The 13,211-nt window shown below is 27.7% G+C and carries 11 protein-coding genes; 4 read left to right on the top strand and 7 right to left on the bottom strand.

What is annotated here, in order from left to right; all coding sequences use genetic code 11:
• Positions 1-15 precede the first annotated feature (15 nt).
• Positions 16-786: a GNAT family N-acetyltransferase gene (locus GCL60_RS12325; protein WP_153420967.1), complete on the bottom strand. Its 771-nt coding sequence runs from the start codon at positions 784-786 to the stop codon at positions 16-18.
• 230 nt (positions 787-1,016) lie between these two features.
• On the opposite strand from GCL60_RS12325, the gene GCL60_RS12320 reads away from it, so the two are divergent.
• From GCL60_RS12320 to GCL60_RS12310, 3 genes are all read left to right on the top strand, one after another.
• Complete coding sequence (locus GCL60_RS12320; RefSeq protein ID WP_161998195.1) at positions 1,017-1,628, top strand: HAD family hydrolase; 612 nt, start codon at positions 1,017-1,019, stop codon at positions 1,626-1,628.
• Positions 1,629-1,710: 82 nt separating this feature from the next.
• Entirely contained in the window at positions 1,711-1,998 is a 288-nt protein-coding gene (locus GCL60_RS12315) for an alpha/beta hydrolase (RefSeq protein ID WP_153420965.1), read from the top strand.
• Between the two features lie 412 nt (positions 1,999-2,410).
• Positions 2,411-3,706, top strand: a complete 1,296-nt coding sequence (locus GCL60_RS12310; RefSeq protein ID WP_153420964.1) for a hypothetical protein — start codon at positions 2,411-2,413, stop codon at positions 3,704-3,706.
• Positions 3,707-3,710: 4 nt separating this feature from the next.
• Here the strand turns inward: GCL60_RS12310 and GCL60_RS12305 are convergent, their stop codons facing one another.
• The 6 genes from GCL60_RS12305 to GCL60_RS12280 all read right to left on the bottom strand — a co-directional run bounded on the left by GCL60_RS12305 (position 3,711) and on the right by GCL60_RS12280 (position 12,539).
• The gene (locus tag GCL60_RS12305; protein ID WP_153420963.1) at positions 3,711-4,469 is read right to left on the bottom strand and encodes a DNA topoisomerase; all 759 of its coding nucleotides are present in this window, start codon (positions 4,467-4,469) and stop codon (positions 3,711-3,713) included.
• A gap of 4 nt (positions 4,470-4,473) precedes the next feature.
• The gene (locus tag GCL60_RS12300) at positions 4,474-4,899 is read right to left on the bottom strand and encodes a hypothetical protein (protein ID WP_153420962.1); all 426 of its coding nucleotides are present in this window, start codon (positions 4,897-4,899) and stop codon (positions 4,474-4,476) included.
• A gap of 3 nt (positions 4,900-4,902) precedes the next feature.
• Positions 4,903-5,631 (bottom strand): hypothetical protein, encoded by a 729-nt coding sequence (locus GCL60_RS12295; RefSeq protein ID WP_153420961.1) that lies wholly within the window; start codon positions 5,629-5,631, stop codon positions 4,903-4,905.
• Positions 5,631-10,004: an AAA domain-containing protein gene (locus tag GCL60_RS12290; protein ID WP_153420960.1), complete on the bottom strand. Its 4,374-nt coding sequence runs from the start codon at positions 10,002-10,004 to the stop codon at positions 5,631-5,633. The genes GCL60_RS12295 and GCL60_RS12290 overlap by 1 nt, the downstream gene beginning before the upstream one ends.
• Before the next feature lie 229 nt (positions 10,005-10,233).
• Positions 10,234-11,481 (bottom strand): neprosin family prolyl endopeptidase, encoded by a 1,248-nt coding sequence (locus GCL60_RS12285; protein WP_153420959.1) that lies wholly within the window; start codon positions 11,479-11,481, stop codon positions 10,234-10,236.
• Positions 11,482-11,627: 146 nt separating this feature from the next.
• Positions 11,628-12,539 (bottom strand): LysR family transcriptional regulator, encoded by a 912-nt coding sequence (locus GCL60_RS12280; protein ID WP_153420958.1) that lies wholly within the window; start codon positions 12,537-12,539, stop codon positions 11,628-11,630.
• Positions 12,540-12,662: 123 nt separating this feature from the next.
• Here GCL60_RS12280 and GCL60_RS12275 point away from each other — a divergent pair, with 123 nt between their 5' ends.
• Positions 12,663-13,211, top strand: a complete 549-nt coding sequence (locus GCL60_RS12275) for a carboxymuconolactone decarboxylase family protein (protein ID WP_153420957.1) — start codon at positions 12,663-12,665, stop codon at positions 13,209-13,211.

The following is a 13,211-nucleotide window of genomic DNA, read 5'->3' as shown; positions in this document are numbered from 1 at the left end:
AGATTTTCCTTTATTTTATTCATGATTATATTCAAATTTATCTAATAATTTTTCTAATTCTAAAAGATGATGAGTTCCTACAATTTTAAATCCTAATTTAGGTAATGTGAACTTACTTAACGTATTGTTAACATTCGTTTGTAAATATATTTCTTTATTTTTATTTTTATTTAATAACAGACTTAATAATATTCTTGAATAACCTTTATTTTGAAATGTATCTAAAATTCCTAAGTTAAATAAAAATATTTTATCTTTTTCAAATTCAATAGAAGTGATTGCACCAATAGTTTTATCATTGTAATTAAAAAAATAGGAGTTTGTGTTAAAAAATTTGTTTAATTCCTTTAATAGTTTTGCAAGTTTATTTATTTCTGTAGGACTCATTTTAAATATATTATTTATATAGTCTGTAAATAAATAAGTATCTTCTATTTTAACCAATTGAAATTCCTTCGATATATTTATATCATTTTGTGCCCTGATGTTATTTAAGTACATATAACAACCATGATAAAAGGAAAATTCTTTATATAATTCGCTCATGCTAAGTATGTACCCTTTTGTTCCTTTTTTATGAAAGAACTCCGAAATTTTTTTTAAATTTATATGATTAAATTCAATATCATTATCAAATTGAAAAAATGTATTCCAAAGAAACATATTTGGGCACTCATGATCATAGTAACAGATATATTTATTTTCTAATATTTCATTTGGAATATAATCCATTGAAAGCTTATGATAATATTTTATAACTTCTAATTGATTTATCTCTTTATTCATTTGTAAATTTCTCTAATTATAAAAAAAAGGTTGCATTAAAAAAAAATTATTTATAATAAAAATAATAAAATGTCAATTTAATAATCTTATTTTATATAACTTCTTATGAATGATTTTTTTTAGATTCCCAAATAAAAAAGAAGAGTATTCATATTTTATAAAAAAAGAGTTGACCATAAAAAATGTTTTATTATAAATTAAATATTATAATTCTTATAAAAGGAAGTAAAATGGATTGCTTAGAAAATTTAATAAAAACAAATAAAATTAAACTCTTCATATTTGATTGTGATGGAACTCTCATGGATACATTAGACTCTCACTACAATTCCTGGAATGAAACATACGATTCTTTAACCTATAATTTTATTTCTAAACAAGAGTTTGTAAATTTTTATGCAGGAACAAGTGGTGACGAATTGATATCTATTATAAATGAACGTCTAAATTATAATCTAAATATTAAAGATGTTCATAATCTTAAAAATAATATTTTTATGGAAAAATATTTAAATAAAGTTCAACCTATTAAAAAAACACTTAATATTATTAAAAAATATCATGGAGTCTTTCCTTTTATTTTAGCCTCTGGTGGAGAAAAACATATTGTCCATAAACTTCTTGACTTAAATAATTTATCTCATTATTTTGTAGATATTATTTCCATTAGCGATGTTAATTTAGGTAAACCTGCACCCGATTTATTTCTTACTGCTTCTAATAGAATACAAATTTCTCCTGAAAACTGTTTGGTTTTTGAAGATGCTGAAACCGGATTTCAAGCAGCAAAAAATGCAAATATGAAATATATAGATATCAATAGTTTTAATTTGTTTATTTAAAATTTGGGTAAATCTTAAATATCGATAGAATAGAATTATATCTTCCTGAAAAAATAACAGGAAAAACGCCACTTGTTCTTTTATACATGGAAGTGCTTTTAAATTTGGATCAAAAACAGATCAAATTCAAAATTTTAAATACTATCTAGAAAGAGAAATTGCTATCGCTATTATAAATAATCGACTGAGTGGCGAGGCTCATTTTCCTGCAACCGTTCAAAATGAAAAAGCTGCTGTGAGATGGCTAAAAGCAAACACGAAAAAATATCAGTTTAACTCATCAAGTATTGGTGTGTTTAGAAACTCTGCAGCAGCAAATATTGCATCTATATTAGGTACAACTTCTCATATCATTAAGTTTAATGTTTAAGTAAATTAAATTTCAACTCTTATGTAAAAGCAGTGACAGTGATTTTTCCTCCCGTAGATTTTTCCACGATGGATAAAATGTTAAATAAAGTTTTTGATAAATCAACATTCCCTCCTAGCTATCCCGAAAGAGAATCTCATGTTGGTAAAAACTTGCCAGAATCTTTTTAAATTGGAAAAGCAATCCAAACCGCTTTAGATATTGTAAAAAATGCGGGTTATGTGGATCCCGTATTTGATGAAAAAGAAAATACTTTAAAGGTGGTTCAGTTTTTTAAATTAACTTCTTTAATCTTATTTTGATTTGTTAAAGACACCCAATAAATAGAAGATAAATGTATACTATTTTCTGTTTATTTATATTAAAAAATATTCTATATATTTTAGATTCAAAAACTAATTAAGAGGTTTTTATGTCTAATATTTTTATGTTTATAAATTTAGCTATTATTTTAATAATTATTGCATCTATAATCATCTTACTAAGGTCATACCAGAAAAAAAAATTAAATATAATGACAAATTTAAAGGAAATTAAAAGAAATAATCAAACAGAATATAAAGAATTAAATTCAATTAATAAAACAACAAAATCATTTTTAATAGGGAAAGATTGCTTTAATTTCAAAAAAGACAACAATATTTTAGATAATAATAAAACAACAATACCTGAAAAACAAAAATTTTTTTTATCAAATCTAATTTCGCAATCTACAGATCTGATGTCTCAAATATTACTTTTAGAAAAAGGACAATATTCTCTTAACTTCAGTAAAGAAGTAACTGAAATGATCTCAAGTGGAAAATTAAAATTAATGGATGCAATAGGTGGTGGTAAAAGAGCAATTGTAGTAGATTCTAATGGAAAAATAGTTGAACATGCTAAACTAGCAAATATAGACAACACAGCATTAACTCTTGCCTGCTCTGGTTGGAAATTATTATCTATAGTTACAGCTCAGAAATATTTAGCGGACATTGATAATAAATTAAGCGGAATAAAAGAAGATATAAAAATTCTTGATAGATGGGCTAAGTCAGAAGAAAAAGGAAAAATTATTGGCCAATATGAGTATCTTAATCTAATATTAAAAGAGATTCATTCCATAAGTTATTTTGATTATAATTTTAAAAATTATGAAAATATTATTGAAAATATAATAATATGTATCCTACAAAATTTAGAAATAAATTTAATAAGGTTAAATAACTTAAATCAGGATATTCTTGGAATAAATGAAGGTTTAAGTATTAATGATTTTATTGAACACATTCGTAAATACATTGAAGAAGTTCATAGAATATATATTATATTATTCTTAAATTTTAGAAATTTACTTTGCGCATTAGTTTTAAAGAAATTACTATCTGAAAATTATAATGAAAATAACATTAAAGAGTATGTTTTTAAAAACTATGAACAAATTGAAAAAATTATCCAAACAATTCAAAAAACGATAGATTTAAAAATAGCAAAAATGAAACCTTCAATTACAGAGAGAATGTTTACGAAGTGGGAAAACACCTTAAAACACTGTCAATATTCAATTGATTCATTTAACATAAGAAATTCTTTTAATTTGAAAGAGCTGAATGACTTAATAAATAATATAGAAATACAGACTGAAAAAATTTCTGACTTAAATCTTCCTATTCATATTTATGAAAAAGGCAAATTTAGCATTGAACATGCAATATGTAACAGATAAAAAATCAATCACAATTATCAATCCATTTTAAAGTTATTTTATTTAAAAAATTTTGAGGAAATATTGAAAAGTATTTTTTTTCAAATTCATCTCTTGTTAATTCACCATTAGAAATTTGTTGAAGATAATTTTCAAATTCTTTTGCTGCATTTAAATCTAGAAAAGGATCATTTATTTGAGAAAATTTCTCTAAAAAATTTTCTCCTTTATTTGTAATTTCATATGCAGTGCATTCTTTTTGCTCCAATCCTTCTTTAATAGATTTTTTTTCTATAAAGCCATCACGAATATTTTTTTCTAAATTTTCAAAAATAGAAGCATATGTAGAAGGTTTTCCTATATTAAATATTTCAAGTTGAGAAATAAATTCATCTAATTTAATAAAAGGCTCTTCCACTGAAAAAATTCTTACGCCATCAAATTCCAATAAATCTGCTTCTTGATAAATTTCATTTAGAGTTGTGTCTGAATTCGTAAATTCTTTCATATATTCTTGGCGTTTATAGTCATCTACACCTAACCATCCTTCTGTTAATAATACTGCAGAAGTAAATAATAATTTAATTTCATTATTATTACATGAAGTTAAAACAAAGCCACTCATATTGATTACCGCTGGCTCTTTAAGTGTAGCAAAAGCTCCTTGATAAATTAATTTATAAACCTCTTTATTTGGTGAAATAAGAAATTTATCCATTATTTCAGGGGTAAACTTAAAGTTAACAGGAGAAATTTGTGGATGTGCGTATTTAGAAAGATTCATTTTTTTACCTATTTTCTTCTAAATTATCATATTTTAAAAGTCCTTCTTTAAATTCATTTTCACGTAAACCAACTTTTTCGTGTTGAAGTAAAATAATAATTTTATCTAAAATGCTGTTATATAAAGCCCCGCCATTCCATAAGTTAGACCATGCTAAATTTTCATCACTAAAATATTTATAAGTACCTTGAATTGAACAAAGAGAATAAAATATTTTTCTAGGATTTATTGAATTTATTGCCCTAGTAAGCGCATCTTTTTCAGCTAACATGTTTCTTTTTGCAACAGGAATAAATCCTGAACAAATATCTTGAAACCCTTCCTCTTCTCTTTTTTTACCTTCTTTTTCCATTAACTCTAAAAGCATAACAAGTTTTTGTAGATCATTTTCTATTTCATGACATTGTTTTACCCATTCTATGGCATTCATATTTTAGTTTTCCTTTTCAAAATTCCATGGGGAACGTTTTGTAATATCTTTTTTAGAAAAACCATTTTTTAATGGATTGATTGTATTTTGTGGTACCCATATTTGAATTTTTCCACCTCGTAAAATAATTTCATTATCTTGAAGTGATTGCGGACCTGTAATTCCTAACCAAACATTTAAGCCTTCTTTTCCTATAGTATATTCAATATAACCGCCATCTCCATTCCAATGATCCCAAACAGCATAACCTGAACGCCACATTGCTTCCGTTGCAGGAGGTGGTTCTAAGGCCCACCATTCTCCACAATAATCATTGGTTTTATATTCATTATTAAGAGCTCCAACAAGTCGATAAACTTTAGTTCCTGCCTCTAAGGTAACTGGCTCTGGTATATCCTTAAAGCAAGTTAACAAATAATTGGTATGCTTTTGATCATTACCAAATTTAGGCCAGCCTTCTTTAAAAGGAACTATATTTTTAATTTTTGACTTTGCTTCTTGGAATAATTCAAAATTTACCTCTGCTCCCACACAATTCGGATTTGCGCTTTCCGCAGCAAATTGTAAAAAAGTAGGTACATCATTATTTTCAGCACTCTCAAATGGATCTCTGCTTAAAAAAGGTGATGCACTCTCTTTTACATCTTCAGAAGTATGATGTCCGTCTGTTCTTGGATACTTAATAATAGAATTTGGAGGAAGTATATTTATCTCATTTTCATTGTGAATCATTAATATTTCCCTCCAAAATTAAATCGATGTGATTTTGGATTATGAGTAGAAGATTGAATCATTGCGGAGCCGTCATAAAGTGATTGCAGAATTTCCATTGTTTTTTCTGGCGAAATGCCGTGCATACGAGAAACTCGTTTTATCGTTTCTGCTGTCGTCATACCTGTTTTGGGATGAATCGTTTTTGTAAGTGCATAAAGAGTTGATAAATTCCAATTGGATATTGATATAGAATCTGCATATTCTTGTGCTTCTTGAGAAGTTTGAAATACTCTCTGTTGAGCAAGAAGGCTATTTGAAATAACAATTTTACCAAAAAGAGATTTTTTTCTTAACTGATTTGTAAATTTTACCCGAAGTGTATAGCCACTTCTTAAGCTTTTTTCCTTTTGTTGTTGTAGCAATTTAAATATAGATAAATGGTTTCTTGACAAAAATGGATGATCTTTATTATCACCAATTATTTTTTTTGCTTTATATTTTATAAATTGAGAATAAATCATATCATATACATGCCTTAATAGCGCAGATTGTATTAATTTTTTGTTTAATTTATTTTCTGCATTTTTAATTGAATTTAAAATACTCTTTTCATCAATTGAATCAAATCGAATTCTTTTATAATTAATCTGATTTTGTGAAAGCTCTTTTTGCAAATATTCTTTTAAATGCCATGAAATCAATTCACCTTCTCTATCATTATCCGTAGCTAATATAACTTCACCAAAATTAGCTACAAATTTCCTAATTTCATCTATAAAATATTTTCTATCTTCTCTTAATTTCCAAATAGGATAAGTTATAGATTTTTCCATAGTATCATGAGATTCTAAATCCAACTCTCTAAAAAAACCACCTGTAGCAAATACTTTATATTCTCTCGGTAAAATTTTTTGTAATGTTTCAATTTTATTTGGAGATTCTACAATAAATGCAATTGTTGGATAAATTTGTTTTCCATTTTTAAACAAATACTGTCCCAATTTAACACTTGGTTTCGAACTTTTTTCGGCTAAGACTTTTTCTGAAAATAATAATTCTTTATGACAAAAAACGAGAAAACAATCTTTTGCACGAGAAATAGCAACATTTAATAAATTCGTTTTTTTATCCCAAAAAACAGTTTTTCCTTCTTCTTTATGATTTACCATAGAATAAATAACAATAGGGCGCTCAGCTCCTTGTAAAGAGTGGACTGTACCTATTATAAAGTTTTCTTTATACAACTTATATTGAAGCGGATCTTTTATTTTAGAAAACCATTCTTTTTCCATAAATTCTTTTATGACAAATTCTTGAGATTTATAAGGTGTAATAATAGCAACAAGTTCATAGAATTGTTTTCTTATAATGCCATCAGGATTATATTTATTTATTATTTTTTGTTCATTTTCTTTTAGCCAGTCAATAATTTCAAAACATTCTTTTTCGTTTTGCCAACTTCCTTTGTATTGAGTTGCTTGAAAATAATGACATGCATATCCCATAGAAGGAAAAAGTGTATCTTTATTTTTTGTAACAGGGATTAAATCACCATCATAAACTAATTCATTACAAAATTCTATAATATTCGGAACACAGCGGTAATGCCTTGTTAGTATTAGTCCATTTGAATAAGGTTTTGTAAAATAAGATTTTGTTTGAAGCAATGACATTAAATTATTTTTGGATGCTAGTATTTCTCTTTCAATAAATTTCTCTTTATCCTGTTCAGTTAATTTCATAGTTTTTGCAATAGAATGTTCTGCTTCTTTATCTAAATTATAAACTGGCTCTAATTGTTTTACATCACCAACAATAAGTGCTTTTTTAGCAAATGAAAATGCAATAATAGAAGTTTCAAGGCAGCATTGTCCTGCTTCATCGACAATTAATAAATCAGCTTCATTAGAATAACGCATTCCATTTTTCTTATCATAAAAAAGCTTTGGCATCATGTGAAATGTAGTAACAATACAAGGAGCAATCATGCAAAATGTTCTTAAATTTTCTATAAGTAAAGATTTAAAATTATTTTGAGTTTTTTTCTGTTCAGGAAATACATCACAAAGCCAGCGACCTTCCCAATAACGAGCTGTCATATGAAAATTATAAGTTCTAATTGTACAATCTAGCAATGCTTGAAAAGACTCAAATATTTTATCAGTATAAACTGCATTTATTTTTTCATTTAGATCATTCATTTTGTATAAATTTTGAAATTTTTCTTCTATTATTTGAATCTGACTTGGATAATTATTAGAGAGTAAATATATTTTACTTTGATTAATGATATATTGAATTGAATTTTCATAGTCTTTTAAAATTTTATATTTATCGTACTCTTTTTTAATTTTTTCATTTTTCTCTTCTAAATATTGATTATATTCTTCGTCATTTTTTAAAATAGAAAGATTTAATATTTCAACATTATTTTCATATTCCCTTATTTTTAAGTTTAAAGAGTTTATAAAGCTATCAAAATTCTTAAAAATGCCATTTAATTTAGGGCTTACAATAATCTCTATTTTTTCATCTTTTATAAATTTATGTAAAATGATATTTCTTTTAATTACCATAAAGTAGAATGATTTAATGATATAAACGAATAATAAAATAATATACTTTAAAAATATATTATTATAATATTTACTTCTTTTTATTATCTCAAAAAATTTAGTATATTTAATTACCCAATCATAAAGAAAATTTTTTTTCTTTTCTAAAACATGAATTTTTTCTTTGTAATTATCTTCTCTCTCTTCTTTTTTATTTTTTTCAATATTAATTTTAGCTTTAATTGTGTCAACTCTTTCAAGACTTTTTTCAAGTTCAGTCATGTCATAAGATGTGACTATATGAATAGCATCTTTATAATTTTTGTAAAAAGTTGGTAGTATATTTTCGCATTGTGTCTTTAAATTTTTATGAAGATGGCTTATACAATCTTCCATTAAAGAAAAATTTTGCCCAAAAAATTCATTAACAATTTTTAAATAGTTTCTTTTTTCACGATTGGCAAAATCTGTTTTAGAAATATTTAATTCATTCGCTGCACCATCTCCTTGAAAATTCAACTTAGGATTTTGTTTGTTTTCACTAAAAATTAATTGGTTAAACTGTTGAGATTCTTGTTTTTTGCCTTCGGATGGGAAAAACCAGCCATAGCTAAAAATGCCAGAAATCCAGCGTTTTAGTAAAATATGCTCTTCACTACGGCCAGGTATTTCAAAAAAGCTCGCAATAATATTCTTTGTAGCATTATTTGTGGAAGATGTTGCAATAATAATTGGACTTTGGGGATAATTACTTTCAATTGTTTTATTCACCCATAAGGTTGCAATTACTCCTTTTAGCATGCTTGTTTTTCCAGTGCCAGGAGGTCCACTTATAGCAAGTGGATAACCATTTGGTGTGCTTAGAAAATGCAGCAAAGATTCTCTCTGAGAAGGATCGAGTGGAAAGTTAGATCTTTTCTGTGAAATATCATCATAAGAATCCATATGGCCTGTATGCAACAAAGTATTAGATTCTATAAGTTCATTTTTTAAAATATTCTGTGTGAAATTATCATGACAAATATGGTACACAAGTGGAAATTCATTTTTAAAATTTTCAATTTTATGAAGTACCTTTTTTTCTACATAAATAAAAGCATCTCGAATAGAAGCGGTCATGTTTTGACCGATAAATTGTGAAGCTAAGGAATACCAAGATTCGCCATCTTTGCTTTGTGATCTTAAAAATTGAGTCAATAATATTTTTTTATCATGATCTACATCTGGCGAATTGTAAGTTTCTAAAAACATAGTGTAAGAATATTCCCACCATTGCTCCCATTCACATTGAGGAAACCTTTTATAGTCTAGCTCACCTTTTGAAAAAAATTTCTTTTCTATTTCATTATCGTAGCTAATATATGAGCTAGGCAATGGTCGATTTTTTTGGTATTTTTCGTAAAGATTTAAAGTACCAATTTTAGGGCATGTTGCATAAATTTCATCAACAGGTTCCAAGTAATTAGAATTCAAAAAAGGTTTTGAATCTAAATTTGGAATAATGTGACCTTGTTCATTGATATAAATAGGAACGGCAAGTATAGCATCTAAGTCATTTTGTGAAATTTTATAACCAAAGATGAGCCAAGTGTCAGCATAATATGCGATCGAACCATCTGCAAGAATAAATTTTACAACTCCTTTTGTTTTATCCTTAAAGAAGTTTTTAAATTTAATATTTTCAACTACTTTTTGATCAAATTTACCAGAATTTAATGCTGTAGTATCAATAAACTTTATTGAGTCATTTGAATTTGCAAGTTGTTTTATATTCGAAAAATTTAGAGCATTTTGCCAATATTGCAATGTTAAAACTGATGTGGAGCGATTTTCCATATTCAACTTTCTTAGGTAACTAGATCTAAATTATTAAATCAATCATATTCTAATTTTATAGAACAAAAATTACAGTAGATTATAATAGATAAGTATACAAGATTTCATTAAAGTAAACTAAATAAAAATAAGAATTAATTATAAAAATATATGAAATAATTAGAAATTATTTTTAAAATACATTACCAAAATAAATATTTGATATATATTAAATTACCAAAATTTTTATTTATTCTTTCTGCCCAAACTTCCAAACTGTAAGAAATGGGAATATTTTTTTATCAATATAAGACGGGAAATTATTTTTATTTTGAGTAAATATTCCAATTTGTTTTTTACGGTAATAACCTTCTAATGGGTTTAAATAATTTCCGTATAAAATAGTTCCATTCGCAGGCGCATCTGCATAAATTTCAGCGCCAGCACTAAACGTATTTGGCAAATTATCTAATGGATAAATGCTATCTGGATAATATCCTAAAATTACACTTTCCTTATGGAATACATTATTTAATGGATCAAAAATTTCAAGAGTTAAATAATAACCTGTCTTAAAATCATTTTCTTTTTTATGATGAACTTTAAAAATATAGTCAGCATTTTTATCAGTGATAGGGACCCCGACAACGGGTGTTCTTGGAAATTGAACAAAACCAGGACAACCAAGATTATAACAAGACTTTGCTCCATAATTATCAATACTCGCATATACAAATATACTTGTAGAAGGATGAGTCGTAAAATATCCACTAGCCATAATTCCAAATTCAACACTAAATCGTTCTTTATTTTTACCTGTATAAAGTAACCAAAATTGATCGAGAGAATGATCATCTTGGTTACTAGATGTTACCGATTGGAGTTGTGGTCCTTTAAAATGTGCCTCACCATGATCTTTATTTAGGTATATTATTTTATTTGTTGGCGTGACTCCCACTTGCCAAGTATATCCAGAAACGCTGTCACTTGCTTCATTTTCTCCATAAAGTAACGAGTCATTCAAACTTTTCTTTAATATAAACTTAGATGCAAGAGATGTTTGAGATGGTCTGATAATCCCAACACTTTCATTTGGACATTCAGTTGCGGTGTTAAAGTCAAAATTGCTCCCTATTTCTTTTAAAGATTTTTGATGATTCTTTTTTTCAAACTCCTTTAATAACTTTATAGCTAATTCAGGCTTATCAATTAACGAAGGTTGTTCTGTAAAAGGAACACAATCTACAATATATTCTTTATTTTGGAATGTTTTCAATATATGTACTTTTTGATAATAATCTACAGTTTTTTGGATACGCTCTGAAAGCTCTACAACTTTAGGTTGGTATTGCGAAATCGTATTTATATAATTTGTAACATTAAAAGAATCTTGAATAACAATATTTTTATTTTGTAAAGAGTTATTTTCAGCATTTGCTATATTGTAAAGAAACAGGCTTGATATTAACAAAGTATTTCTTGTCATTTTTTTAATCATAAAAATCCCTATTTAAGTATAAATTTTATCTTTAAAATTGAAATTTATTTTTACCAGATTTCTAAAAATAGATGAATTGAAATATGAGTCAAATTTTTGAATATTGAAATTATATTTTGTGAATTTTATTATTTTACCAAAAATAATTATTTTCTATTATTTATATTGCTTAATGCCAGTTTTAATCTTGGCTTTGCAAAATCTAAAAAAGCTCTTAATTTAAGAGGTACAATTCTTCCAGCAGCGTGAACAAGATGCACAGGCCAAGGATCGGGTTCATAATCTTCTAAAATAATTTCAAGTTTATTGTTGTTAAGGTAACTAGACACTTGGTATGAAAGAGCTCGGGTAATTCCAACACCTAAAACAGCAGCTTCAATTCCTGCTTCCGCAGTCGTTACCTCTAAGCGAGGGCGAATTGCGACATTCAGTTTAGATTTCCCAGAATAAAAAACCCAATTTTTTGAAGCCCCCAAAGCTGTTATGCTAATGCAGTCGTGTGATTGTAAATCTTGTGGATTTTTTGGTTTGAGTCGCTTTTTAAAATAAAAAGAACTCCCACAGGTTAAATGACGAATTTCCCCAACACGTACTGCTATTAATGAACTGCTTGGAAGTTCTCCAATTCGCAAAGCCAGATCTATCTTTTCTTCTAAAAGATCTACTCCTCTATCAGTAAGCATGAGTTGCACATCTACTTCAGGATAGGCCTTTAAAAACTCTGAAAGGATAGGAATAATATGGATTTTTCCAAATACAATGGGTGCTGTGATCGTAAGAATTCCTTTAGGAGCTGTGTATTCTCCAGTTACTGCGCGTTCTGCTTCCGAAATATCATCGAGTATACGGCGACAATGCGCGACATAGGATCGTCCATAGTCTGTAAATTCAAGGGCCCTTGTGGTTCGAGTTAATAACTTCACATTTAAATAAGATTCTAATTCTGAAAGTTTTCGACTCACACTTGCTAAAGGAATCTTAAGTTTTCGAGAAGCTTGAGAAAGACTGCCACCATCAGCTACCGCAACCAAAATAGACATAGCCTCAAATCGATCCATAAAACCATCCTTCCATTTTTGGAAGAGTGTATCACAATTTGCAATCTACTAAAGCAATTTGAAAGGATCTAATCTTAATTTATAGAGAAGCAATCACGCTTCATTCTAAAAAGGAGAATCACCATGCCACGTATTTATACACCAGAAAACATTGAAACCGCTCCGCAAGCTTCTCAAGCAATGCTTATGGATGTGAAAAAAAAATTGGGAGTTGTTCCAAACTTGTTTCGTATGGTTAGCACCAGCCCATCTGCATTGGAAGGTTACTTAAGTCTTTCGGAGGCACTTGGAAAAGGAAAACTTTCTGCCTCAACCCGTGAGCGCATTGCTCTAGCTGTAGCAGAATTGAACGGATGCAGTTATTGCCTTTCAGCACATACTTACTTAGGTAAAAACTTAGCAAAGCTTGATGACGCTGAAATCACTGCAAATAGAAATGGAGCATCAAACGATCCCAAAGCAGATGCCGCTGTCCGATTTGCTGTAAAAGTTGTGAGTGAACGTGGGCACCTTCAAACAAGTGATGTCGATGCCATAAAACAAGCGGGTTACGATGATGGACAAATTCTTGAAATTGTTTTGCATGTCGCATTAAATACATGGACAAATTATATTAATGAAATTGCACAAACAGAGATAGACTTCCCGGTTGTTCGCCCTAATCAGAAATAG

Origin of the sequence: Silvanigrella paludirubra, from assembly GCF_009208775.1 — a bacterium.
In the GTDB taxonomy this organism is placed as follows: Bacteria; Bdellovibrionota_B; Oligoflexia; order Silvanigrellales; family Silvanigrellaceae; genus Silvanigrella; species Silvanigrella paludirubra.
This window is presented reverse-complemented; position numbering and strand designations above follow the sequence as displayed.

What these genes read in the sequence shown, in the direction of transcription:
- GCL60_RS12325 (WP_153420967.1), bottom strand. Translation starts at nt 786, where the DNA reads ATGAATAAAGAGATAAATCAATTAGAAGTTATAAAATATTATCATAAG.
- GCL60_RS12290 (WP_153420960.1), bottom strand. Translation starts at nt 10,004, where the DNA reads ATGGAAAATCGCTCCACATCAGTTTTAACATTGCAATATTGGCAAAAT.
- GCL60_RS12310 (WP_153420964.1), top strand. Translation starts at nt 2,411, where the DNA reads ATGTCTAATATTTTTATGTTTATAAATTTAGCTATTATTTTAATAATT.
- GCL60_RS12300 (WP_153420962.1), bottom strand. Translation starts at nt 4,899, where the DNA reads ATGAATGCCATAGAATGGGTAAAACAATGTCATGAAATAGAAAATGAT.
- GCL60_RS12285 (WP_153420959.1), bottom strand. Translation starts at nt 11,481, where the DNA reads ATGATTAAAAAAATGACAAGAAATACTTTGTTAATATCAAGCCTGTTT.
- GCL60_RS12305 (WP_153420963.1), bottom strand. Translation starts at nt 4,469, where the DNA reads ATGAATCTTTCTAAATACGCACATCCACAAATTTCTCCTGTTAACTTT.
- GCL60_RS12320 (WP_161998195.1), top strand. Translation starts at nt 1,017, where the DNA reads ATGGATTGCTTAGAAAATTTAATAAAAACAAATAAAATTAAACTCTTC.
- GCL60_RS12295 (WP_153420961.1), bottom strand. Translation starts at nt 5,631, where the DNA reads ATGATTCACAATGAAAATGAGATAAATATACTTCCTCCAAATTCTATT.
- GCL60_RS12280 (WP_153420958.1), bottom strand. Translation starts at nt 12,539, where the DNA reads ATGGATCGATTTGAGGCTATGTCTATTTTGGTTGCGGTAGCTGATGGT.
- GCL60_RS12275 (WP_153420957.1), top strand. Translation starts at nt 12,663, where the DNA reads ATGCCACGTATTTATACACCAGAAAACATTGAAACCGCTCCGCAAGCT.